The 23,677-nt window shown below is 69.0% G+C and carries 22 protein-coding genes; 9 read left to right on the top strand and 13 right to left on the bottom strand.

Annotation, left to right across the window (positions count from 1 at the left end; genetic code table 11):
* Positions 1-211: 211 nt before the first annotated feature.
* Positions 212-1,696: a hypothetical protein gene (locus PT931_RS29800; protein ID WP_456249041.1), complete on the bottom strand. Its 1,485-nt coding sequence runs from the start codon at positions 1,694-1,696 to the stop codon at positions 212-214.
* Between the two features lie 801 nt (positions 1,697-2,497).
* On the opposite strand from PT931_RS29800, the gene PT931_RS29795 reads away from it, so the two are divergent.
* Positions 2,498-2,818 (top strand): hypothetical protein, encoded by a 321-nt coding sequence (locus PT931_RS29795; RefSeq protein WP_456249040.1) that lies wholly within the window; start codon positions 2,498-2,500, stop codon positions 2,816-2,818.
* A 1,414-nt stretch (positions 2,819-4,232) separates the two neighbouring features.
* Here the strand turns inward: PT931_RS29795 and PT931_RS29790 are convergent.
* Positions 4,233-4,715, bottom strand: a complete 483-nt coding sequence (locus PT931_RS29790; protein WP_456249039.1) for an Hsp20/alpha crystallin family protein — start codon at positions 4,713-4,715, stop codon at positions 4,233-4,235.
* Positions 4,716-6,187: 1,472 nt separating this feature from the next.
* Between PT931_RS29790 and PT931_RS29785 the strand changes: the two genes are divergently transcribed.
* From PT931_RS29785 to PT931_RS29775, 3 genes are all read left to right on the top strand, one after another.
* Positions 6,188-6,442 carry a helix-turn-helix domain-containing protein gene (locus PT931_RS29785; RefSeq protein ID WP_456249337.1) on the top strand — a complete coding sequence of 85 codons (255 nt, stop codon included), beginning with the start codon at positions 6,188-6,190 and terminating at the stop codon, positions 6,440-6,442.
* 137 nt (positions 6,443-6,579) lie between these two features.
* A complete protein-coding gene (locus tag PT931_RS29780; protein ID WP_456249038.1) occupies positions 6,580-6,918 on the top strand; it encodes an STAS domain-containing protein in 339 nt (112 codons plus the stop codon).
* 484 nt (positions 6,919-7,402) lie between these two features.
* Entirely contained in the window at positions 7,403-8,698 is a 1,296-nt protein-coding gene (locus tag PT931_RS29775) for an ice-binding family protein (RefSeq protein WP_456249037.1), read from the top strand.
* Positions 8,699-8,855: 157 nt separating this feature from the next.
* On the opposite strand, the gene PT931_RS29770 is transcribed toward PT931_RS29775, so the two are convergent.
* The 8 genes from PT931_RS29770 to PT931_RS29735 form a co-directional block, all read right to left on the bottom strand.
* Positions 8,856-10,172, bottom strand: a complete 1,317-nt coding sequence (locus tag PT931_RS29770) for a PP2C family protein-serine/threonine phosphatase (RefSeq protein WP_456249036.1) — start codon at positions 10,170-10,172, stop codon at positions 8,856-8,858.
* Entirely contained in the window at positions 10,169-10,684 is a 516-nt protein-coding gene (locus PT931_RS29765) for a sigma-70 domain-containing protein (protein WP_456249336.1), read from the bottom strand. The genes PT931_RS29770 and PT931_RS29765 overlap by 4 nt, the downstream gene beginning before the upstream one ends.
* A 429-nt stretch (positions 10,685-11,113) precedes the next feature.
* Positions 11,114-11,578, bottom strand: coding sequence for an ANTAR domain-containing protein (locus tag PT931_RS29760; RefSeq protein ID WP_456249335.1), 465 nt, complete (start codon positions 11,576-11,578; stop codon positions 11,114-11,116).
* 330 nt (positions 11,579-11,908) lie between these two features.
* On the bottom strand, positions 11,909-12,637 hold the full coding sequence (locus PT931_RS29755; protein WP_456249035.1) for a GAF domain-containing protein: 729 nt from the start codon (positions 12,635-12,637) through the stop codon (positions 11,909-11,911).
* Between the two features lie 214 nt (positions 12,638-12,851).
* Entirely contained in the window at positions 12,852-13,124 is a 273-nt protein-coding gene (locus PT931_RS29750) for a GlsB/YeaQ/YmgE family stress response membrane protein (protein WP_456249034.1), read from the bottom strand.
* Positions 13,125-13,168: 44 nt separating this feature from the next.
* Positions 13,169-13,339 (bottom strand): CsbD family protein, encoded by a 171-nt coding sequence (locus tag PT931_RS29745; RefSeq protein WP_456249033.1) that lies wholly within the window; start codon positions 13,337-13,339, stop codon positions 13,169-13,171.
* A 179-nt stretch (positions 13,340-13,518) separates the two neighbouring features.
* Positions 13,519-14,760 (bottom strand): metal-dependent hydrolase, encoded by a 1,242-nt coding sequence (locus tag PT931_RS29740; RefSeq protein WP_456249032.1) that lies wholly within the window; start codon positions 14,758-14,760, stop codon positions 13,519-13,521.
* A gap of 226 nt (positions 14,761-14,986) precedes the next feature.
* Positions 14,987-15,712: a TetR/AcrR family transcriptional regulator gene (locus PT931_RS29735; RefSeq protein WP_456249031.1), complete on the bottom strand. Its 726-nt coding sequence runs from the start codon at positions 15,710-15,712 to the stop codon at positions 14,987-14,989.
* A gap of 90 nt (positions 15,713-15,802) precedes the next feature.
* On the opposite strand from PT931_RS29735, the gene PT931_RS29730 reads away from it, so the two are divergent.
* Positions 15,803-16,882 carry an alpha/beta fold hydrolase gene (locus PT931_RS29730; RefSeq protein WP_456249030.1) on the top strand — a complete coding sequence of 360 codons (1,080 nt, stop codon included), beginning with the start codon at positions 15,803-15,805 and terminating at the stop codon, positions 16,880-16,882.
* Between the two features lie 105 nt (positions 16,883-16,987).
* The gene (locus PT931_RS29725) at positions 16,988-17,455 is read left to right on the top strand and encodes a cupin domain-containing protein (protein WP_456249029.1); all 468 of its coding nucleotides are present in this window, start codon (positions 16,988-16,990) and stop codon (positions 17,453-17,455) included.
* Here the strand turns inward: PT931_RS29725 and PT931_RS29720 are convergent, their stop codons facing one another.
* Both PT931_RS29720 and PT931_RS29715 read right to left on the bottom strand, forming a co-directional pair.
* Positions 17,456-17,737, bottom strand: a complete 282-nt coding sequence (locus tag PT931_RS29720; protein ID WP_456249334.1) for an amidohydrolase family protein — start codon at positions 17,735-17,737, stop codon at positions 17,456-17,458. It lies immediately after the preceding gene.
* Between the two features lie 45 nt (positions 17,738-17,782).
* Positions 17,783-18,076, bottom strand: coding sequence for a SemiSWEET family sugar transporter (locus PT931_RS29715; protein ID WP_456249028.1), 294 nt, complete (start codon positions 18,074-18,076; stop codon positions 17,783-17,785).
* Between the two features lie 294 nt (positions 18,077-18,370).
* On the opposite strand from PT931_RS29715, the gene PT931_RS29710 reads away from it, so the two are divergent.
* The 3 genes from PT931_RS29710 to PT931_RS29700 are packed head-to-tail and all read left to right on the top strand — an operon-like array spanning position 18,371 to position 20,169.
* On the top strand, positions 18,371-18,763 hold the full coding sequence (locus tag PT931_RS29710) for an AI-2E family transporter (RefSeq protein WP_456249027.1): 393 nt from the start codon (positions 18,371-18,373) through the stop codon (positions 18,761-18,763).
* Positions 18,764-18,784: 21 nt separating this feature from the next.
* Complete coding sequence (locus tag PT931_RS29705; RefSeq protein ID WP_456249026.1) at positions 18,785-19,810, top strand: iron-containing redox enzyme family protein; 1,026 nt, start codon at positions 18,785-18,787, stop codon at positions 19,808-19,810.
* Entirely contained in the window at positions 19,807-20,169 is a 363-nt protein-coding gene (locus tag PT931_RS29700) for a CDGSH iron-sulfur domain-containing protein (RefSeq protein ID WP_456249025.1), read from the top strand. Before PT931_RS29705 ends, PT931_RS29700 begins: the two co-directional genes overlap by 4 nt.
* A gap of 128 nt (positions 20,170-20,297) precedes the next feature.
* Here the strand turns inward: PT931_RS29700 and PT931_RS29695 are convergent, their stop codons facing one another.
* Positions 20,298-23,462: a S41 family peptidase gene (locus tag PT931_RS29695; protein WP_456249024.1), complete on the bottom strand. Its 3,165-nt coding sequence runs from the start codon at positions 23,460-23,462 to the stop codon at positions 20,298-20,300.
* Between the last annotated feature and the right edge of the window lie 215 nt (positions 23,463-23,677).

Genomic DNA, 23,677 nt, shown 5'->3' with positions numbered 1-23,677 from the left:
GAAAGACACTGCCGGCTTCGTTGGCTTGGCCACCTCGCGAATTCATCCCCTGAGGGTAGTCTCGATCACAGGCTCCGTGGCCGCTAGGCCGTCCGCACCGACCGCCAGATATGGCTGAAATATCCTAGATCGACTCGGCGACAGGCAGCGGTGGTCACCGTCGCGTTCGATGCACAGCGCACCACAGTGGCCGTATCCTCACAGAGTTCGACTACGCCACGCCCGGCTCCACTGGGCGCTCGACTGCCTCATGAGCGTCAATAGAAGCAAGGGTGTCTCGCCACGCATTGCGCCACTTCACACGACCGGCATCGTCTGCGAGGGTCGCATCGACTTCACCATCCGCCCCCAGCGACCACAGGGGAACGTCGCCGGCAGCAAGTCCGATGCGAACTAGCAGACTGCGGCGCACCAGATCACGCAAACGTTCCACCGCGTGAGCTGCCAGCTCACGGTCACTGAGCGGGACGTCGGGAACTGTCGTAATCTTCCGCACGGCCCGGCCGAGCGCCTTTGCCGTCATCTCACCACCGTGCACCAGCGTCGATCGCAGGCCATAGAGATGGCCGATGTCATTGAAGATCGCGGCAGAGGAGTCGCGGTCAGTAGCAAGAAGAGCTGCCGCGCGCGTCTTCAGCCGCAGAGTCACATCGTCACGACCGGCACCCGACAGCGCAGCCTCGAAAGCTGTAGCCAGATCGACAATCTGCTCATACCAGGCGTGAGAGTGGTATGACAAAATGAACTTCTGCTGCGCCATTGCGAACGAGGTGAAAACCATTCCCGGACGTTCCTGCTGCGCGCCACCAAGCAGTCGCCCCAGGCCTTCGACGCGACCGACGTCACCAGTACACAGAGTGACTACCCGCGGAGCGAGCTGAGTCGGAGAGAAGGAACTAGCCCCTTCGCCACGGAATCGCACCAAGGTCGGATTGAATCGACGCACCAGCCGAGTCTCGCCCTGAACCTCCAGCATTGACTCGCTCGTTCCGGACCGGAGCAGCCGAACAAGAAGCAGAAACCGCTCAATCCGCCCCGAGATCGACTCGCTCAACCCGAACGGGTCCACTCCGCGCCCCTTCGCGATGAGCACACTCTCCGGCGGAGCAAACCCCTCCGGGTACGCTCGGCTGTACGCACTCACCGCACCCGGAATCACCTCCCCGATGATCCTGTTCACCTGACGCCGGTGCTCACTGGGCTCCGCGATCACGGGGACGACATGAACGTCGGTGAAGTCAATGGGCTGTCCATCGGCGGTGGTCATGTAGGAAACAAGTCGACTGCAGGCCACCTCAACTGAGTCCGCATGGATCGCTTCCCCCAGGTGACGCAGCGCCTCATCGACAACCCGGCTGTCGGAAGAGAAGGTCTCGCCATCGATCGTCAGACGCGCGATGAACGTCTCCAGGAAGCTGAAGATGTACCCGGCAGGAAACCGCCGATTCATCAGGGGCACTGCATCATCGAACCTCGGATGGGAAGCCTTGATCACTTCCTCAAGTCCCCGATACTCCGGCAGCCACGAAAGATCGGCACCGAAGTAGTCTCGGCCGACCTCAACGTAGGGGTGAAACCTCGGAGGTGGAACAACCCGCTGAGACAACAGAACACGCCACGCCGCCGACAGGAACGCGCGCCCAGCCTCGGCGAGACGGCTCGCTCCGCCGTCCAGACCGCCTGCGTCGTCTACCACCGAAGCTCCTACATACCTAGACAAGACCACCCATGACTCAAACACAACGAAGACTGGCGTCAGGCTGCCGAGATGCCCAACCCTTTGAGTTGTTGTCGGGGAGACTGGTGACGCTCTGTACCCGCTCAGGTTCGCACATCTTGGTCCGCGATCGGAACCAATTTCGCACCCACCACATTGGATCTTGGCGCGCACGAACTGAGTGACATGCAGGGAGCACTAGGCATCTGGGGCCAGCTTCAGGGTTCCTGATCAGTCATTGTCCCAACGTCGATGGCCGCGCTCACACCAGCCACGTCTCGTTGCGCTGCAAGTACCAAGGCAACGAGGTCCTTTCCAGCGAGTGCGCGGGCAGCTCAACCGAGCCGATCCGCACGGGCTCGACGTTCAGCGGACTAAGCCCCGAGGGCACGGCTGTAGTCATCGAGCGCAGTCGCCTCCGCCAGCTCCGACCCGTCGCCGACAACGGCGCCGGCTCGGGGCTAGTACAGAAGTCCCTCCCGTTGCTCTGCACCCGCGTGCGGGCGGCGACAGCACGGTCGGCGACATGACGGTGGGGCATGCTCGCCCTCGACAGGGATAGCGATCGATCCGGTCGAGGCGGTCAACCTCGCCCCAAAATCGGGGCAGCAGCTCGACGACCAGATCGACGGCAGCGGTGCTTCTAAGCACGGCGTCATCTCTTGCTGTCAGGGACCCCGCATGTCGTCGGCAGATATGGCAGTGCCCGGCCAGGGGAGGGCCTCAGCGTGCGAACAACCGATATGGTTTCGGCGTGCATCCCACCCGCGAGAACTCGCGATGACCGACGAAGATCTCTGCGAGCATCGATGGTGGGGCAACCCGACCGACATCGTTTGCACTCGCTGCAAAGCGCACAAGCCGTACCCGCCGTCGTCCTGGTACTGGGCTTGGACCTACTGGATGCCCAAGAGCGAGCGAGGAAAAACGGCGTTCGGATTCGTCGCCCTGCTCGGGGTAGTCACATCGGTCGTGGCACTGTGCTGCGGAGTGGGTTGGTGGTCACTCACGGCCCCGCCCTGGGCGCAGAAGTTGCTCGCCGTTCCGATCATCATTCTCGGGCTGCTGTTTGGCTACGGGCAACTGAGGCGTGGCCGGTAGCCTCGCTGGAACGCCCAGACTTGGCCGGTGCGGTTGCTGCGGCGCTTGTCCAGCGTTCCGGAGGCGATCAGTTCCCGGCGGGCGAGTCAGGATCCGACTGCGCAGACGGCCAAGTCGACGCGGCGTTCGCTCGACCGGTTCTCTTTGCCGAGCGAGACACCCCAGCGGTTCGTGCGGCTGCGGGCGTTGAGGACGTGCCGGCGCAACTGGGGGTCGCCATCATGGGACAAGGCCCGGTCGCCGAGGTCGACGACGAACCGTTCTGTGGCGGTGAGGTCCTTTCTTGGTGCGCGTGTCCCAAGCGACAGGGTGCGCGGCGCGCCGGTGGTCGCCAGGAAGAGCGGGACTTCGCCATACTCGGTGCTCCAGTCGTCGACGACCAGGACGGCCCAGGATTTCAGGATGTCTCCTCGGACTGGGCAACGTGCAGGTTTCTCCGCAGCGAGAGGTTGCGGATGACGGACTCAATCGGTCAAGAGTCCGCCTTTGGGACTCAGCCACGTATGCAAACCCTGCCCGCAGAGCCACGCCCGCAACCGAGCGCGAATCCACATCCGTCGAGAGGCAGCAAGCACCTACGTCCCTTGCCCTACGGTTTCGACCACTCAGGATGGAACAGAGAAAGGTAGGCATCGGCCAAGAACAACGAATTTTTCGAGGCTCCCAGTGGATGACGCCACTTAGCTCGACAGCGTTCGCGTCGTTGAAAACCCCTACCAGGTAACGTATTCTAAGCCACATGAACACCCGCCACATGTGGCGGATCCCAGCCGTAGGGGTTCAAGTCCCCCCTCGGACACCAGATCGCGGCATTCGTGCCGCGATTCGTGTTTAAGTGCTTGGGTGGCTATTGCCACCCAGCCACGGCACGTGACCCACACACTGATCCCCGGCACCGCCCATTTGGGCGGTGGCCCCGGTGGGAGATCACTCTCCGATCGCCCCGTTGGCGATCCCCAACTGGCCCAGATGGGCGAGATCATCCGCGAGGAGCGCGTTCGACGGCGCAACGGTCAACGCCGTGGCGGCCGAGTCGGGCAATGATCCGGCGCTGGACAGCCTGACAATGCGGCTGCGTACGGAGACCGCCTGCCGGTGCGGCGGGGCCTTGGCGTTGCGGCCCGTGGACCTGGACGTGCATCAGGCCACCTGACTGCCGTGACCGGGCGTGGAAACCTCTTCCTGCGCCTGAACCGCCACGCTGAAGCTCCCAGGTCGGCGGCGGCGCTCATCGCGTACGCGGGTTACGCGCGGTCGTCCAACGCGCCCCTCGGGATCGGATCGTTCACCTGGTGTCTCCTCGCGGAGCGAAGTGTCGAGAGGGTGCGGGGCCCGCCCGGAGCAGTCGGGCGGGCCCCGCCGTCGCGCACGACGGCCCGGACTCGGGGGGCGAGGGCCGTGCGTACGTCGCCGGTCAGGCGCCGACGGCTGCCGGCTGGCCCTTTCGGTCGTGGGCGGTGCCGCCGCTGATCACCTTGTGTCCCTCGTGCCGGGAGGGGGTGCGCTCGACGGAGATCTGGCGGGGCTTGGCGTGCTCGGCCACCGGGATCGTCACCGTCAGGACACCGTCGGTGTAGCCGGCGGAGATCGCGGCCAGGTCCAGGCCGTTGGACAGGGCGATCTGCCGCTGGAACACCCCCACCGGGCGTTCGGCCACCAGGTACGCGGCGCCCTCGGGGCGTTCCGCGCGGCGCTCGGCGCGCACCGTCAGGGTGGTGTTCTCCGCGGTCACCTGCAGGGAGGACTCGTCCACCCCGGGCAGGTCGAAGCGCAGCACGTAGTTCTCGCCTTCGCGGAATGCGTCCAGGGGCATCGGACGGGGCGTGCGCGCCGTGCCCAGCACCTCACTCGTGAACCGGTCCAGCTCACGGAACGGGTCAAACCGCAACGAGCTCATGATCCTCTCCTCGTGACGACTCGTGTCCAACAACCAACAGGTCACCCCGCGCGAAGGCATCCGGCCGCCATCCAGGAGACGGCGAGGACCAGGGACTTCCTGCGCGAGGCGATGCTCGCCATCAGGCGACAGAAATATTAGAACAGCGCCTACAGATTTGTGAAGCCCCAGAGGGCAGATACTTGAGTCGATCACGCGCAACCATGCCTGCGCCCACTTCGCGGCGCCTCTGGCGACAAGTACCGCAGACAGCGACGCCGCAGGGCTCTCAGCACCTGCGCAGCCCTGGCCGCCGCAGGAAGCTACCACCACGTCCGAGCGCGCACGGTGCCCGACCGGGGCTGGCTGACGCGCCAGGCTTCCGACCGCGCAAACGCGAAGCCCTCGCACTCCCCGGCTCGCTCCCACCGCGCCTGTCGCGACAGGCCGCACGAACACGCCGAAGAAAATCTGTAGGGGTTGCGGTAGACATGCCTTCCGGTACGTGTTAGCTTTGCTCTCGTTGAAGCGAGCAAGAGTCCATGCGGGGCGACAGAGACTAGTTGCCCGTTCGAGTGGATAGGCAGGTCAGGCGTGTTGGGGCCGGGTTAGTGCACGGGGCTCCGGGCGGTGACACTGCCGGCGGCCACCAGGGCCGTGAACGGATCAGCAGTACGGCACAGCGGTATCGCACGACGTAAGACAGCACGAGGCGCAAGGAACTGTTCGACCAGGCGTGTAGTGCACGCGTGTCAGGGCCGGGTTCGATGTCAGGGTCCTGACCGGTGAGAGGCGGAGAAGTTCCGGACCGCCCGACAGGCACGCGGAGATCCACAGGTCGGACGTGTCGGGACCAGGTTCGATGTGAGGGTTCCGGCCGAGACCAAGGCGGCCAGCAGGTAGGGCCGTGAGGTACCGGGGCGGTGTTGTTCCAGACCGCCCGTAGAGAAAGCAGAAGTATCCAGGTCAGGCGTGTCGGAGCCAAGGTCGATGTGTGGGCTCTGATCGAGGCCAAGGCGGCCAGCGTGTGGGGCCGTGAACGCGCAAGTGCACGTAGCAGTTCGTGAGGGTCAGGCGTTTCGGGACCAAGTTCGACGTGAGGGTCCCGATCGAGACCAAGGCGGTCAGCGAAGTAGGGCCGTGTGGAAAACGCAGTACCAGTAGTAATGGGAAAGGGGTTTCGACGCCATCGCAGATCGCCCGTGCCGGCTTGAGCTGTCGCCGCACGGACACCGCAGTCCCACGGATAGGAAGGTGGTCTACGGTCACGATTACGCGATCGCGCTCCAGCCGCCGGTACGGGGTTGGGACGCAAGATGACACCGGTGCTCGTTGTCGGTAGATGGTGTTGGACGGACTCCGGGCCCCGGCGCAACCGCGCCGGGGCCCCTCGCCGCGTTGGAAGGGCATTTGTGGGACAACCAGCACACACCCCCGCCGAGGGGGCCAGCACCGATGACAAGCTCGACGACGACGACTACCCCGCCTACACGATGGGCCGGGCCGCGGAGATGCTCGGCGTGACGCAGGCGTTCCTGCGCAGCCTCGACACTGCGAACCTCATCACCCCGCAACGCTCCGGCGGCGGACACCGCCGCTACTCCCGCTACCAACTCCGCCTCGCGGCCCGTGCCCGCGAACTCGTCGACAGCGGCACCGCTCTCGACGCGGCGTGTCGGATCATCGTCCTCGAGGACCAGCTCGCCGAGGCCCTGCGTATCAACGCCGAGCACGGAAGCGCACCCTGAAACCGCGACCGCTTCGTTTCCGTACCGGCAGAACGGGGGAACGCCGTGCGCGTTGTCGCATCCGGGGCCCCGGTGGGCGTGTGACGTCGCCGGCGCGGGTCACGGTCACAGCGCACGGGCCGGTGTCGGTGGTGTCGGTGGCTGGGGAGATCGACCTGGCCACCGCCCCGCTCCTGCAACGCCATCTCACCGACCTCATCGACGCGGGCAGGGTTCGGCTGGTCCTGGATCTGTCGGAGCTGACGTTCTGCGACTCCGTGGGACTGGGCCTGTTCGTCGGCGCCGCCCGCCGCCTCGCCGACCACGGCCAGCTGCTGCACCTCACGGGCCTGCGACCGGGAACGATGCTGCTGGTGTCCGTCACCGGCGCCACCGGGATCTTCGCCCTCCACAACGACCTCGCCACCGCCCAGGCCGCCGCAGCCGGACCGGGCTCAACGCCTGGCCCCGACCGCCGTGAGCTACCCGCCCAGTAAGTGCTCGAACCCCGACCGGGCCGGCGCGGTGATTGTCACCGGAAAGCCGGTTTGCCACCCGCTACAGGTCCCTGCGGTCATAGAGCCGCACGGCTGGGCGTCTGGATCAGCGCCCGCCGCGACGGGACAGCCGGCGTCGATTCCGGTGCGGAGGGTTGTCCCGCAGGTGTCGTGGCTGCGGGACCGACGGGGTCGGGGCCCGAAGGGGCGGGATCAGACACCACGACTACCTCGAAAGAGTCCGCTTCGTCAGGCGCGGCCCGGCGAACGACCCGTGCCGCCGACCAAGTGGACTGCGGTCGGGCCCGCGAGGATCGCCGCACGTCGGCCCGGATGATCCCGAAATGGAATGAATGCATTTTGGGAAAAATCATCATGAGGTTAGGCAGCCTCCATATTGTGGTTCAATGAGTCTTATTGGCCATATGAGCCTTTCTTCTGTTTTCATGCATTTCAGTCGTATGCCGTCACGGATGGCCGCGCTGTGACCCGCAACGTTCACGCCCGTCGCGCAGTCGCGCCGGTACTCGCCGGACTGGCCGCAGCCGGGGTGGCGGCCACGATGGTCCTGTCCTACCCGAACGGGGCCAGCGCCGCCGACGCACCCGTGGGCCTCGGGACCGCCGCGAACTTCTCCGTCCTGGCAGGGTCCACCGTCACCAACACCGGCACGACGACCATGGCCCAGAGCCTCGGGATCCATCCCGGCAGCGCGGTCACGGGCTCCCCCGTCGTCGGCGGGGAGACGCACCTGGCCGACGACGTGGCCCTGGTCGCCAAGAACGACCTGACCACCGCCTACAACGACGCGGCGGGGCGTACCCCGTTCATCCGGCACGTCAACGAGCTCGGCGGCGACACCCTCACCCCCGGCGTCTACCGCATCGCCGAAGCCCAGGTCACCGGGGCGCTGACCCTCAACGCCCAAGGCAACCCGCAGGCCGTGTTCATCTTCCAGGTCGACTCGACCCTGATCACCGCACCGAACAGCAGCGTCGTGTTCATCAACGGCTCCGCGCCCTGCAACGTGTACTGGAAGGTCGGCAGTTCCGCCACCCTCGACACCGGCACGTCCTTCATCGGCAACATCCTCGCCTCGGCCTCGATCGCCATGAAGACCGGCGCCACCCTGCAGGGCCGCGCCTTGGCCCAGACCGCAGCAGTCACCCTCGACACCAACACCATCACCGCACCCGTGTGCGCCCAACCCACACCGAGCCCCAGCCCCACAACGGGCCCGACAGCCACACCCACAGTGACACCCACAGCGGGCCCCACGTCAACACCGACGGCCGGACCGACCGCGACACCCACTGCGGGCCCGACCGTAGGGCCCACTGTCACCCCGACCGCCGGACCGACCATGACGCCCACCGCGGGTCCGACGCCATCGCCCACTCTCACACCGACGAGCAGCCCCACCGCCAGCCCCACTGCTACACCGACAGCCTCCACTTCCCCCACGGCCGGTCCGACCATGGGACCCACCACGAGCCCGAGCTCCACGCCCACCCCCGGTCCCACCATGAGCCCGACGGCACGACCCACCGCCTCGCACACCGCGACACCGTCGGCCACCCCGACCAGGAGCGCGACGCCCGTTCCGGGCCCTGCCGACGACACCTCGCCGGGTGCCGGGCCCGGCCACCGCCCACACGGGAAGCTGCCGACCACCGGCGGCGGGACGGTACCGATCCTGATGGGTACGGGAACGGCCCTGCTCACCGTGGGTGCGACCGTCCTCATCGCCCTCTACCTGCGACGTACACGCCAGTCGTGAAAAGTGGCCCGGCCGGCACCCAGCCGGCCGGGCCAGCGACACTCGCGCACAACGAGTGAAAGGGCAGCCGTGTACCTGCGGCTGCGGTCGGCAACGCCGTGGGCAGCCACCCGACGTGTCCGCGCACCGGGCCGTCGGCAGGTCGGCGGCCACGCCGTCACCGACCACCACCGGGCTCGGGTACGGACAGGGCCAGGATGGCGATGTCGTCCCGGGCGGGGCCGATCGCCTGGACGACATCCTTCAGGGCGGCGACGGCGGTGCCGGCGGTGTGACGGCGGCCGCGTAGGCAGTCGAGGAGGCTCTCCGTGCCGAGCCACTGGTCATGGTGGCGGAGGTCGGTGATGCCGTCGGTGTAGAACACGACCGTGTCCGCCCGCGCCAGATGCACGGTGCTGGTGGTGAACGAGCCGGGTTCGACGGTCGGGAGCAGGCCGATCGCGGGCCCGGAGACCACGATGGATTCGGCGGTGCCGTCGGACCGGATGAGTATGGGCTGGGGGTGCCCGCCTGCGGCCACGTGCAGGAGCCAGCCCGGTCCGTGGGGCTGGAGTGTGGCGTACACGGCGGTGCAGTAGCTGTGGTCATCGAGGTCAGGGTCCAGCCCCAGGGTGTTGTGCAGGTGGCTGAGGACTCTCGCCGGATCGGGTTCGATGATCGACACGGCGCGCAGTGTGTACCGGATCAGCGATGTGACGGCCGCCGCGCGCGTTCCCTTGCCGCACACGTCGCCGAGGAACACGCCCCATCGGCCGTCGTCGTCGATCGGGAACAGGTCGTAGAAGTCCCCGCCCAGGTTGTCGGCGGAGAAGGGTTGGAAGTGGGCCTCGGAGTGCAGGTTCACCACGGTGGGCAGCTTGGATGGAACGAGGCTCTGACCGAGGGTGGTGGCGATGTCCTGGGCCCGGAGCCGTTCGGCTTCCAGGTGTCGGCGTGCCCGCGCCTCGACGGCGGCCTGGTCGCGGACGGCGAGGCGCAGTTCGAGCTCGTCCATGATGATCGCGGCCAGGTCGGTCAGGGTGGCCAGTTCCCGGTCGGTGATCTTGCGGGGGTCGGTGTCGATGACGTTGACGGTGCCGAGGCGGTGCCCGTCGGCGGTGACGAGCGGCACTGCGGCGTAGAAGCGCAGTTTCAGCCCGCCCCGCACCAGCGGGTGGTTCAGGGTGCGCGGGTCGAGGTCGGCGTCGCGGACGACGTACGGTCCGTCGGTGAGGATCGCCGAGGCACACAGGCCGAGGTCGCGGTCGATGTGGGTACCGGCCGGGAGCCCTACGGCGGCCTTGAACCAGATGCGGTCCTCGTCGACGATCGTGACCGTGGCGATGGGTACCCCGATGACGCGGGCGGCGATCGCGCACACCCTGTCGAACGCCCCCTCGGGTGGGGTGTCGAGGATCGCATAGCGGTGTACCGCCGCCAGCCGTGCCGTCTCCACCTGCACGCCGGCATCGACCGTGGTGAGCAGGCCGGTCACCGCGCCGACCTTCGTGACGGTAGTGTCGCGTGCCGGGTGGTGACGTCCTCACCCCTCGAGAGGACGTCACCACCCGGCTCCGTGGGCTGAGTAGCGTCGTGCAGATCCCTGCCGAGGCGCGCGACGGTGGCCCTCACGAGTTCGACAACGTCCATTCGGGACGGCCCGGCGGCGGGATCGCGTTGTTCCCCGGATCCGCCTGCGATCGTCGCGGCCCACCGGCTCCGAGGTGTCGGGCGGGTGATGAATCGGCCCGGATACGACCCGATCCCGACTCCCAACGGGCCCGGATCCGGAAGGTCGACCCGCCAGGGGCCCTCCAGGTGGTGCGCGTTGAGCGCCGTCAGGAAAGCCGCCTGCGCCGCGCCGAGCGCGGTTGCCAGTTCGTGAGGGTCGACGCCGAGATGGGTGGCGATCTCCGCAGTCGTCGGCGTGCGGTGGAGTTTCCGTGCGAGCCCGGTGGTAGCCGCCGCCACGGCGAGCGACAACGGTTCCCGCACGAACTGGAGCATCAGCACGGGGGCTCCGAGAGCTCGGGAACCGGCATGGAACGCCGGACCGCCGCCGGAATGAGCATCAGGATCCCCGGTCGGGTCGGTCGGCGACATGACTCGCTTCGGAGAGCGGTACGGATCAGCCGCAGCCGGAAGTCCGGAAGAAATGGGCCGTAACGGTTGCAGAAGCATGTTTCATCGCCCTTGGGCAGGACACGCCGCAGGTGTGCCCGCAGGACCCTGCGCTCTGTTGAACGCGAGGGACTGGCAGGTGACAACCGCGGGGTCCGGGCGGCGAGAACACGCGCCGTCGCCGGCCCGAAGGATCGGCGTTGCGATACGTCTCTCGGTCACCACTCTACGCCGCCAAGGCCTCGCACGAGCCCCCGCCGAGGTGGCCGCTTCGCGGCGCCAACCGGTCTCCGACACAGAGACGCTGGTCGCAGCTCAGAGGGTCTCGGTCCCTTCGACGATCGCCCGGCACAGATCGGACAGCCGCCGGCTGCTGCCGCGCGCGGTGTCCCGCAGTAGCGCGAAGGAGGTGTCCATGTCGATTTTCCGGCGTTCGGAGATGACGCCCTTGGCCTGTTCGAGGACCACCCGGTTGTTCAGAGCCGTCTGGAGCTGTTCGGCGAGGGTCTCGTAGTGGTCGATGGCCCGGGCCTGCAGGATGCCGATCGTGGCGACATCGGCCAGGGCCTGCCCCAACAACAGTGTCTCCGTGGCCAGGGTCCCGCGTTGGGTGTTGAAGAGGTTGAGGGTGCCGATGGTGTCCGACCGCAGCCGCATCGGCAGGGCGTGCACCGAGACGAACCCGCACAGCGCCGCCTGCTCGGCGAAACGCGGCCAGCGGGCGGCCTCGGCGGGCAGGTCCTCCACGGTGACGGCGTGCCCGGTGCGGAAGCAGTCCAGACAGGGCCCTTCGTCCGTCTGGACCTGCAGGAGCTCCAGACCCTGGTCGCCTCCGTGGACGCCGCCACGACCCGCAGCGCGCCGCGCTGATCGGTGAGCAGCACCCCGGCGGCGGTGACATCGAGGACCTGGGCACAGCGCACCGTGACCTGGTGCAGGAAGTCCACCACGTCGAAGTCGTCGACCAGGGTGTCGGCGAGCTCGACGAAAGCCTCAGCCAGCAGTTGTTGGGTCATGATCGCCTCGTCCTCGTCCTCGGGTAGCCCCCGCCGCGAAGGGTGAGGGAAGCGCTCGCAGGTCGCGGGCATCGACTGAATCCGTTACTCACTCTCATTCTCCATCCCCCGCCACAGGCTCCGGCTCGAACCGGAGACGACGTTCGACCACATCCCGGGCGACATCGCCCAGGCGGCGGTCATGGGCGTAGGCGTGGGCGCGCAGCCGGGCGAACGCGGCGGCGGCGCTGACCCCCAACTGGGCCAGGATCATGCCGGTGGCCTGGTGCACCTCGGCCTGGTGGGCGGTGGGGTCCTCATCCTGCCAGGCGTCCTCGGGCTGAACCCTCCCAGCTGACCGGTCCAGCAGGAGAGCGCCCGCCACGTCCGCGAACGCCAGCGCGTCGGCCACCTCGTCACGATCCAGTGCGCCTGGGCGCCTGCGGTACAGGGCCAGCACGCCGAGGCGGATCGCGCCCACCTGCAGAGGCAGGGCGAACACGGCGCCGGCACCGCTGCTGGCCGCGGCAGGGGTGAACGCTGGCCACCGGGCGGCCAGCGCCGGGGTGTGCAGGTCCGCGACGAGCACCGGCCCGCCGGTGGCGAACGCGTCCACACACGGCCCCTGCCCGAAGGTGAGCTGCCACTCCTCCAGCTCGGCGGCGACGCTGTCGGTCACGTGCACCGCGTCGCGGACGGTGGGGCTGACCATGATGGTCAGCGACGCGCCATCGACCTCGACGGCGGCCACCACCGCGGCGCACACATGCGCGACCGACACCGGGGATCCGAGTGACTCCTCGGCGATCAGGCCCCAGATCCGGGCCGTCCGCCCGCTGGTCACTACGGCGTCACCGCCGACATGTTCTTCACGGAGCCTCCCGGCGCAGGTGTGTGACTCGTGCATCGCCGGGGTCCGGAGCGAACTGTCCCCCGAGCCTACTCCTGCCCGATTCCTTTCATTCGCCCCATACGCCACCGGTCGAGTGGTATCCGTGGCAGCGCTGAGGGCCCGCCGGGTCACCCGGCGGGCCCTCAGCCGCTACGAGGAGGCGCGGTCAGTGCACCGCGCGTCGGCCGGAGACCCCGGCGACGACCGCGACGCCGACGGCGGCGAGCAGTACCTGGATGAGGATCTCGGTCCAGTCCACGCCCGGGGTGTCGGCGATGCCCATGCCGCGGGCGATGGCGGTGCCGACGAGGGCGGCGATGACACCGACGACCATGGTGAGCCAGATCGGGATGTTCTGCTTCCCGGGCAGGACCAGCCTGCCGAGGGCGCCGATGATGAGGCCCACGATGAGGGCGGAGATGATGCCAGCGACGGTCATGGTGCACCTTCCGATCGTGTCGACGTCATGCGAACGAGGTGGTACTAGTCGAGAGCGTCCTTGACGTCCTCGACCGTCTCCTTCACATGCCCCTTGGCGTTCTGGACGGCGCCCTCGACCTGAAGGTCCTCGTTGCCGGTCGCATCGCCGATCTTCTCCTTGGCGTCGCCGACGACCTTGTCCTTGATCGCGTCCGCCTTGTCATCCAGGCCCATCTGGCGCTCCCTCCGAAAGTGTTGTGACACAGCGATACCCGAACCGTGAGGCGTCAAACCGCCGGGCCGGGCGATCCGCCCGACGCGGTGTCGTGTCCAACCGGACGGCATCCGCGGTATGCGGGGGCAACGCTGACCGAGGAGTGCCTTGGAAGGGTGAGCCCAGCTTGTCGTAGCGGTCAGTCGCCGTGGAGGAGGTCGTGTCGGGGCGGTATCCACGGTGCCGTGAGGCGGGGGCACTGGTCGTGGCCCTGGCCGGTTTCGATCTCGGTGAGGCCGAGTCCGGGTTCCATGTCGTAGCGCAGGTCACCGATGATCCAGCCGTCGCCCTTCGCGGTCGCCGTCGGCACGCGAGCGAACTGCAACAGTGCTTTCGCGGCACAGGATTCGCCGCCGATGCCGGCCAGGAGTCCGGCGGGCATGGATAGTTCGCCGGCCCACACCAGCTCATCGGTGTCGGCCCGGGCGACAGGCGTGAGCTGCGCCGTGGTTTCGGTGCCACGGCGGACCAACGTCGCGCACCGGCTGGCGGGAACCCAGCCAGGGGCGAGGGAGTGGAAGACGCGGCGGACCACGTAGCGGTCCTGTTCCACCTGCACCGCGAGGACCTCCCGGCACACCGGGTTCACGGGCATCGGGGTGAGGACCGTGTCGAGGGTGCGGGCAGTCGGGAAACTGCGGGTGAGCGCGGTTTCGATGTCACCCCTCGCGGTCCAGCTGGTGCCGACGAAGGCCGCGGTCACCAGCAGCCAGGCCGCGATCCCGCTGGCCACAGCGACCCGGGGTGGGCAGAACCGACTCACGGCGGCCAGTCCCACCGTCAGCGCGGTCAGCATCAGGGCGAACGAGACCGGAACGAAGCCGGTGAACCAGGCGGCGGCGAGCCCAGCGAGCAGGAGGAATGCGATCAGCCCACGGATGACCCGGCTCGGCAGGACGAACAGCAGGACCGCGGCGCTAGCCCACAGGGCCGGTTCGATGATGAAGACCGCATCGCCGTAGTACCAGTGGTTGTCGACGGGCCACAACGGATGTACGCCGTAGCTGTTGGTGAAGTCCAATGCGATGTGCAGCAGAGGTGCGAGGACGGCGACCCCGGCGACGAACAGCAGGTCCGCCCGCGACGGTTTGACCTTCCTGAACCGCCACCAGAGCCGGACAGCCAGGAACAGCAACGCTGACAGGCCGAGCGCGCCGAGGATCGTGTGGGTATGCCCGCGATGGTGCAGCAGGTAGTCCATCGTCGTGCCGGCCCATCCGGTGTACGCCACGTCGATGTCGGGCAGGTTGCCGCCGACGGCCATGACCGTGAGTGCCACAGTCCGGCGGGCTCGGTCGCTCAGCACCGTCGACGGCCTGATGGACCGGTGCAGCGCCTCGCCGACCACGATGCTGATCAGCGTGTGCGTCACGTTGTCCATGGCCCGTGATCGTAATCGTCCTGCTCCGCGGCAACCTGGCTTTGTCCGCTGAGTCTGGGTTCTGTCTCGTGGATCGAGGCGGTGATGGCGCGTAGCGAACTCTCGGTACCCCACCGATACCCGCGACCGGCGCGCAGTTCCGACCCGCCGGCGCGTTGGCACACACCTGACATCGGGCAACCCGGATCTGCGACCACGGAGTGTCCGCGGCCACTCCCCCGGGTGTCTAGTCGTGGGGAGCCCGTTCGATGAGCGCCTGGACCCCGTCGAGGATCCGGTCGAGGCCGAACTCCAGGGTGTCGGCGCCGGCTGGCTCGAACGCGCCGGCCGCGATGGCCCGGGTGAGGGCGGGGAACCGTTCGGCGTCGCGGTCGAGGCGTTCGGCGGTCAGCCGGCCCCATTCGCGGGCGTAGTCGGCGTCGAAGTCGGTGGATTGCTGGATGGTCACCCGGACGTGTCCGATGACCAGGAGGAAGGCCTGGTGTTGCTGGGCGTGGGTGAGCCCGGTCAGCTCCAGGGCCGCGAGGGCGGTGTCCATCCAGCCGAACTGGCGGGGTCCGGTGACGTGTCGGCGCAGCGTCGTGGCCTTGATGAGCCAGGGATGGGCCTGGTAGATCGCGCGTATCGCCCGCGCCCAGGCGGTGATCCGGGGTCGCCAGTCCGGGCCTGCGTCGGTCAGGTCGGGGCGTTCGGCGAGCACGACCTCCACCATCAGGTCGATGAGTTCGTCCTTGCCGGGGACGTAGCGGTACAGCGCCATCCCTGACACGCCGAAGGTGGTGGCGACCTTCGCCATCGAGACGGCATCGAGTCCCTCGGCGTCGGCCACGGCGACGGCCGCCTCGGCGATCCGTGCCGGGGTCAGCGAGGGTTTGGGGCCGCGGGTGGGCTGGCCCTGCTCGCCCCACAGCAGCTCCACCGTCGAGCGTGCGCCGCCTGCGGTCTTGGGCATGGCGATCCTTCCGGGTTGACGTCCGAGGAGAACTGTATATGATTCAAACAGTTCTGCTTTAGCCATAAACAGTTTAAGGAAGAAACAGTCATGATCGCCACCGTCGCCCTCGCCTCCTCCGCCCTCCTGGCGGCCCCGCTCGCCGCAGCCGCCGGCTACCGCCACCTCAGGCGCGCCGCCAACGCCCGCACCCTGCGCATCACCACACCGCCCGGGATCGACGAGGCGGGCTTCGTGCGGATCGGCGGGATCGACCAGTGGGTGTCCGTCCGCGGCGACGACCGGCGCAACCCGGTGCTCCTGGAGATCCACGGCGGCCCGGGCGCGTCGAACCTGCCCTACAACACGCGCACCCGCGGCTGGGAACGCCACTTCACCGTCGTCCGCTGGGACCAGCGCGGCGCCGGCCGGACCTTCGGCCACGGCGGTCCGACCGGTCAGGGCGAGCTGACCCTGGCCCGGCTGGAGGCCGACGCGCTGGAGGTGACCGAGCACGTCCGTGCCCGCCTGGGCGTGGCGAAGGTCGCCCTGGTGGGCATGTCCTTCGGCTCCGTCATCGGCCTGCGCCTGGCCCGCCGCCACCCCGGGCTGTACTCCGCCTACATCGGCACCGACCAGAACATCAACGCCGGCGGACGCAACCAGGCCGCCTACCACGCACTCGTCGAACGCCTCACCACCGCCGGCAAGCGCAAGGAACTGGCGGCGGTCACCGCGATGGGTCCCGACCGCGCGACCTGGACGGTCGAGCAGCACTCGCAGAACAACAAGCACACCGTCGGCTCCGACCCGCTGACCCTGTCCACCGTCAAGACGGTCGTCATGGGCTCGCTACTGACCTCGCCGAACCACTCGCTGCGCGACATCGGCACCCTCATGAAGGGCATGGCCTGCTCCGAACGGCTGCACCTGGAAGCCGTCCACGTGGACGAGTGGGCCGAGGGGACCACCTTCCAGATCCCCGTCTTCCTCTTCCAGGGCGCACACGACGTCATCACACCCGCGGGGCCCGTCCGGGAGTTCCACGACGCCGTGACCGCACCGGTCAAGGACTTCGCCCTCATCGACGACGCCAGCCACTTCGCGGCGTTCCGCCATCCCGACCGGTTCCTGGACCTGCTCCTCACCAAGGTCCGCCCGATCCTGACCCGCGAGCCCGCCGCGTTCTAGCGCCGGTCGCGAGCCGACGTCCCCGCCCGTGACGCCCGTCATGATCACTAGACCTCGAGTCCACCTGAACTCGCACACTCTGAGAACCGAAACGAAGGAGCCATCATGACCCTGGTACGCGCAGCCCACGCCGAAGTCCTCGACGCCGACCCGGCCAGCGTGATCACCCTGCTGCTGGACCCCGAACACACCGGCGGGGCGCTCACGTCCAACCGCACCCTGCTCAAGGACGGCAACGTCGGCGCGCCTCCGCACCGGCACACAGGCTCCGGCGAACTGTTCTTCGTCATCGACGGCGCCCTCGACATGCTCGTCGACGACGAGGTCCACACCCTGCACGCCGGCGACACGATGTTCGTCCCGCCGGGCACCACCCACGCCTTCGCCCCCACCGCAGGACACGACGCCGACTTCCTCGTCGTCATCACCCCGGGCAAGCCGCGCTTCGACTACTACCGCCTCCTCGACAAGGTGCATGTCGGCGAGGCCACCTGGGACGAGGTCGGCGCGACCCAGGACCTCTACGACAACCACTACGCCGACAGCGACACGTGGGCCAACCGCAACGGCTGATCAGGTCAACGTCACTGAGGAGATCGCGACGATGTCGCGGGTCTCGGTCACGTCGGTGAGCGTCTCGCCTCGGACGAGGAGCAGGTCGGCGCGGCGTCCGGGTAGCACGCGACCTCGGCCATCGAGCCCGGATGTGGTCGCGGGGTTGGCGGTGGCGGCCGTGAGTGCGTCGGCCGGGGGAGGCCGAGTTCGGCCGTGGCGGCCGGCGCCGCCGGTCACGCCAGGGTTTCCGGTGTCGGTGCCCGTCAGGATTCGCATCCCGGCCCGACGCGGCGCGGCGATGTTGCGTCCGGCGATCCCGCCCGGCAGCCTGGTCCGGGCCGACCGCTATCGGGAGCGCGGCGCACTCTCGCGCGGGGTCCGACGGCGGTAGTACAGGCTGACCACGAGTGCCGCCGACGCGGTCAGCAGTGCCACGCTGTTGGGCACGATCAACGCCCAGTCGGCGAGGCTGACGCCGTAGGCGATCCACAGGACGAAGCCGACGATCAGGAGCCCGAAGTAGCCCGGGGACACCTCCTCGGCGCCGCCCGCGCGGATCATCTTGCGGATCTGCAGCACCGGCGCGGCGCCCATCACCACACCCCAACCCGCAGCCGCGACACCGACCCAACCCGCCATCGCACGCCTCCCGTGTTCGCCGGACGCGTCTTTGCTGGACGTGTCGCGTGGGGCGACACCGCCCAAGATGTCGCCCCACGGACCGTCGGCGAGGTCACCGCGCCACCCGCAGCCCCGCACACCACCAGCGGCGCCCCGGCGACCTCTCGGCCGGACATGTCCACGGCCACCTGACACGTATCCAGCAACCGACTGTTTCAAACCCGCTCGCCGAACATGCCCGCGGACCGGTGCGCCCGGCATGGATCGCTGCCCGGCGGGTAGTACCTCCACACCTCCCGCACCACCCCCGGAGTGCCCGCCCCACCCACCGGAGCACCACATTCCCGCACCCTGTGGGCCCGGGCCCGCCGCGTCCTCTGGCTCACCGCCACAGCCACCGTCGCGGTCGTCACCGTCCTGGTCATCGTGCGGGCCGTGTACCTGCTCGTCGGCCTGCTGACCCTCATCCTGGTGGCGTTGTTCATCGCGGTCAGCCTGGACCCGGCAGTGCGGTGGCTGACCCGGCGCGGCCTCGGCCGGCCCTGGGCGGTCGGGCTCATCGCCACGGTCATGTTCGCCACGGTGGCCGAATTCGTCGCCGCTGTCGTGCCCACGATGATCGACCAAGGGCAGAACCTCGTCTGGCGGACTCCGAGGTGCGTTTCCCGTATCCCTCTCGCGGGTAACAACAGCTGTCGATCATGACGTGAAACATTCGGGGGTGCGATGAGGTTGCCGACCGCACGGGGTCCCCTGTCCGAGTCGCTCCTCAGCACCCTGGGGACCGCTCCGGGCACGCACCCGGGCGACTGGCCAGTCGTGGGGAGCGCGGATCCCCTGACGGACGAGGATCTCCAGTTGGCCCTGTTCGTCTGCTACGAGCTGCACTACCGGGGCTGGGACGACGTGGCCGAGGACTGGGAATGGGACCCGGCCGTCCTGACGCTGCGGGCCCGACTGGAGGCACCCTTCGAGGCCGCGCTGCGCGCCGAGGCCGGCACCATCCCGGCCGTCACACCGACGGAACTCGCCGGACGGCTCACCGCCGCAGTGGGCACGTCCCGGGGTCCATCCCTGGCGGCGCACATGCGACGGCACGCCACCCTCGAGCAGTTCCGGGAGTTCGTGGCGCACCGGTCCGTCTACCACCTGCGCGAGGCCGACCCGCACTCGTGGGCCATCCCCCGGCTCGACGGCCGCCCCAAAGCCGCGCTCATCGAGATCCAAGCCGACGAGTACGGCGGCGGACGGCTCGAACGGATGCACTCCGAACTGTTCCGTACCACCATGAACGAGCTGGCCCTGGACTCCACCTACGGGGCCTACGTCGACACCGCGCCGGCCCCCACCCTCGCGCACAGCAACGTCATGTCCCTCCTCGGGCTGCACCGCCGGTTGCGGGGCGCGGCGCTGGGGCATCTGGCGGCGTTCGAGATGACGTCGTCGATGGCCAACCGGCGCTACGGCGACGGGCTACGCAGGCTCGGCGGCGGCCCCGTGGCCACCCGGTTCTACGACGAACACGTCGAGGCCGACGCGGTACACGAACAGATCGCCGTGCACGACCTGTGCGTCGCGTTCGCCGAACGGGAACCGCACCTGGCCGGCGACGTCCTCTTCGGGGCGGCCTGTGCCCAGATCGCCGGAAGCGTCACCACCACGCGCATGCTCGACCACTGGCAGGCCGGCCGGACCTCCCTCCGACACGCCCTGCCGCCCTGCCCCGACGACCTGCTGGGCGCGGCCGCGTGAACCGCCGACCTGCCGCGTTCGGCCTCGTGCGCCGGGCCACGAGCCGTTTCGGACAGATCCGCGACGCCGCCGCCCGGGGCCTGCGGCGCCTCGCGTCGACGGTGGAGGACCGCCCCGCCTCCCGGCCGCCAGCCGGGGACATCGTGCCGTACACCGACGGCCCGCTCCTCGTCCGTGGGGACGTGCCGCTGCACAGCGTCGACGGCCGGAACATCGATCCCGGCCGGGTCACCTACGCGTTGTGCAGGTGCGGCAAGTCGGGCACCAAGCCGTTCTGCGACGGCACCCACAAGGTCTCGGGGTTCCAGGCTCCCAGCGGCCGGCAGACCCCACAGCCGCGGACCCGCCAGGTGGACTGACCACGAGAACGGACCTGACCGGGGCCGGGTACCAGTCGACCTCCGGACAATCGTGGTGCTGCGGCCCGGCTTCGCCCAGGATCGCACGAGGTGCGGCGTCGACCAGGGTCCACAGTGCAGCCCGCTTCTCACCGAGGCGGCAATGCCGGAGGGGTCAGTCGGGGTCGGTCGGCCGGGTTGGGGGTGTGGGCCGGGAACCGTTCGAGGAGCAGGAGCGCCTCCACTATGGCGCGGTCGAGTTGGGCGTCGGCGCCGCGCGCGTAGTCCTGCGGGGTGATGTCGACGTCGATGTCGGGGTCGGTGCCGTAGTTCTCCACCCGCCAACCCACGTCGTCGAACGCGAAGGAGAACTCCGGCTGGGTGGTGACCGTGCCGTCGGCCAGTTCGTGGGACGGTGCGATCCCGATGACCCCGCCCCAGGTGCGTTTGCCGATCAACGGACCGAGTTCGTACGCCTTGAAGGCGTGGCTGAAGATGTCCCCGTCGGAGCCGGCGTGTTCGTTGGTGATGGCCACGAGGACGCCGCGGGGCGATTCGGGCGGGTAGGGCTCGGGGGCGCCCCACCGGGAGAAGTCGTAGCCGATCCGCCGGCGGGACAACTTCTCCACGAGGAGGGCGGAGACGTGCCCGCCGCCGTTGAACCGGACATCGACGATGAGGCCCTCCTTGTCGTACTCGGCGAGGAAGCCCCGGTGGAACTCCGCGAACCCGTCCGGCCCCATGTCGGGGATGTGCAGGTAACCGAGGCGGCCCGCGGAACGTTCCGCGACGAGTGCCCTGTTCGTGTCGACCCAGTCGCGGTAGCGCAGCGGTTCCTCGTCGGAGAGCGTGTGCACCGTGACGGTGCGGGGCTCGCCCTTGCCGGAGCGGACGGTCAGTTGGACCTCGATGCCGGCCTGGTTGACGAGGCGCTCAGCGGGGCTGGCGGCGTCGCCGACGGGCTGACCGTTGACCGCGAGCAGAGTGTCACCCTCCCGGATCCGAGCTCCGGGTTCCAGGAGCGGTGAGCGGGTGTCCGGGTCGGCGGGGTCCCCGGCGAGGATCCGGCCGAAGTGGTAGTCGTGGCCCTCCCTGGACCAGTCGACGCCGAGGAAGCCCTGCGTGTAGTGGGGACGGTACCGGTACGCGCCGCCCAGCTCGTAGGCGTGGGAGGTGCCCAGTTCACCCTGCATCTCCCACAGCAGGTCCGACAGTTCCGAGCGGGTGCTGACGAGTTCGACGAGGGGGAAGTACCGTTCGTAGACGCCGTTCCAGTCGATGCCGGCCATGTCGTCGGCCCAGAAGTGTTCGCGTTGCAGGCGCCACGCCTCGCGGAACATCTGGCACCATTCCGCGGCGGGCCGGACGGAGACCCGGACCCGGTCGAGGTCGATCCAGCCGCCCGCGCGGTCGGTGCCGTGGCTGTCGGGGGCCTTCTCGCCGGCCTTGATCACCCGCAGGCGCGAGCCGGAGCGGTACACGAGACTCTTGTCGTCCGGTCCGACCCGGAAGTCGCTGACCTCGTCGGTGACCTGCTCGGTCTTGCCGGTGTCCAGGTCGAACACCTGCAGGACCCCGTCGGCCGGCCGGTACCGGCGGCGCGCGCCGCGGACCGGGTGGGACAGCACCAGGATCTTGCCCGCGACGCCCCGCACCGCCGCGTACCGGGCCGGGACGAGCGGGAAGGGCACCATCCGGCCCTCGATGCCGTTGAGATCGATCACCAGCGGGCCACTGGCGGTGTCCGCCGTGCTGTCCGCACCGTCGAGGGGGCGGGGCCGCGAGGCGAACGGGGAGGGTACGTCCTCGCGGAGGGTGACGGCGTAGACGCGTCCGGCCTGCGGGAAGCTGAGGTCGAACTGGAGCTCGTCGTACACGGGGTTGAAGTCGCGCTCCCCCACGAAGTACAGATACCGGCCCGCCGGGTCGAAGCTCGGGGAGAAGTCGTGCAGGGCCGGGCGGGTCACGGGCGACACCTCGCCGCTCTCCGCCCGGCACACCTTGATCATCGTCGTCTGAGGGCTTACCGGGAAGGCGTAGGCGAGCCACGCGCCGTCCGGGGACCAGGCGAGATCCTTGGGTCGGCCGAAGCGGCTGTGGTCGACGCGCCGGGCCGCGTGCGGCTCCGCGTCGGCGTCGACGAGCCACACCTCGTTGCGGTGGTTGGTGATCGCGAGCGTCGCGCCGACGGGGGCGGCGGCCAGCTCGACGACGCGGCCCAGGTCCAGATCGTCGAAGACGCGCACGGGTTTGGCACCCGAGACAGCGGTGATGACCAGGTGCTCGTTCTCGCCGGTGTCGCTGGCCGCTCCCGCGAGCCGTTCGCTGTCGGCGAGCCAGGTCATCATCCGGTACCGCACGCCGTCGGGCTCGCCGTGCTGGCTGACCGGGCCCTCCCAGTTTCCGAACGAGTACGCCTTGCCCCGCGTGGTGATGGCCAGCCGGGATCCGTCCGGGCTGAGCCTGGCACTGTGCAGGTTGACCGAGGCGTCGGTGAACCTGCGCGCCCGTTGCGTGCGGGAACTGCCGACCCGGATGTCGATGCGACGGGAGGCCTCCGCCGGGTCGAGGACGTAGAGGGCCGCCCCGCAGTGGTACGCGAGCCGGTGGCCGTCGCCGGTGAGGTTGCGGGCGTAGAAGTCTTCGTGGTCGGTGTGCCGGAGCAGGTCGCCGCCGTCCGGCTGACACGAGTACACGTTGCCGGTGCCCTCGTGGTCGGACAGGAAGTAGATCCGGTCGCCGAGCCAGCACGGACCGGCCAGGTTGCCGGCGACCGTCACGAGCCGGTGGAACTCCCCGCCGCCGTCCGGATCGATCCACAGGTCGCCGACCGTGCCGCCCCGGTAGCGCTTCCACCGCGCGGGGTCGGCCGTGTTGCGCCCGAGCACGACCGCACCGCCGGGACCATAGGCGATCGTGCTGGCCAGCCCGTGCGGGAGCAGGATCGGCAGGCCACCGCCCGGGGGGACGGAGAAGAGCCGTTCGCGGTGGTGGGGCTGCCCGGCCGTGGACCCGTAGACGATGTCGCCCCCGGTGGACCAGGTCGTGACCGAGCACCGGGCGGCCTGGTAGGTGAGCCGCCGTGCGTCACCGCCGGCCGTCGGCATCACGTAGATCTCCGCCGGCCCCTCGTCGCTGCCCACGAACGCGATGGACGCGCCGTCCGGGGACAGTCTCGGGTAGTTGGCCTCCGCGATCCCCGCGGTCAGGCGCCACGCCCGGCCACCGGCGGCGGACACCGTCCACAGGTCGTCCTCACAGGCGAACACCACGGTGTCCCCGTGAATCGTAGGAAACCGGAAGTAGCCCGACATAGAAGCAATCTAACGTCCGTGGGACCCCGGGACAGGCGGTGCGCGGATTCCCGGGATCGGGCCCTGGCCGCAGCCATGCCCTGGAGGGGGCACCGGGGACGAGGGTGAGGCTTCGGGAGCTAGCTCTTTTCACCCGATGTGACCGGTGGGTAGCTCCTAGCGTTGACCCCGGCACGTAGGAGCCCAGCGAACACAGGAGGCCGTCATGACGACGC

It is taken from the genome of Longispora urticae (genome assembly GCF_053902585.1).
The sequence above is the reverse complement of the archived record's forward strand: the minus strand, read 5'-3'. Positions and strand labels throughout refer to the sequence as shown.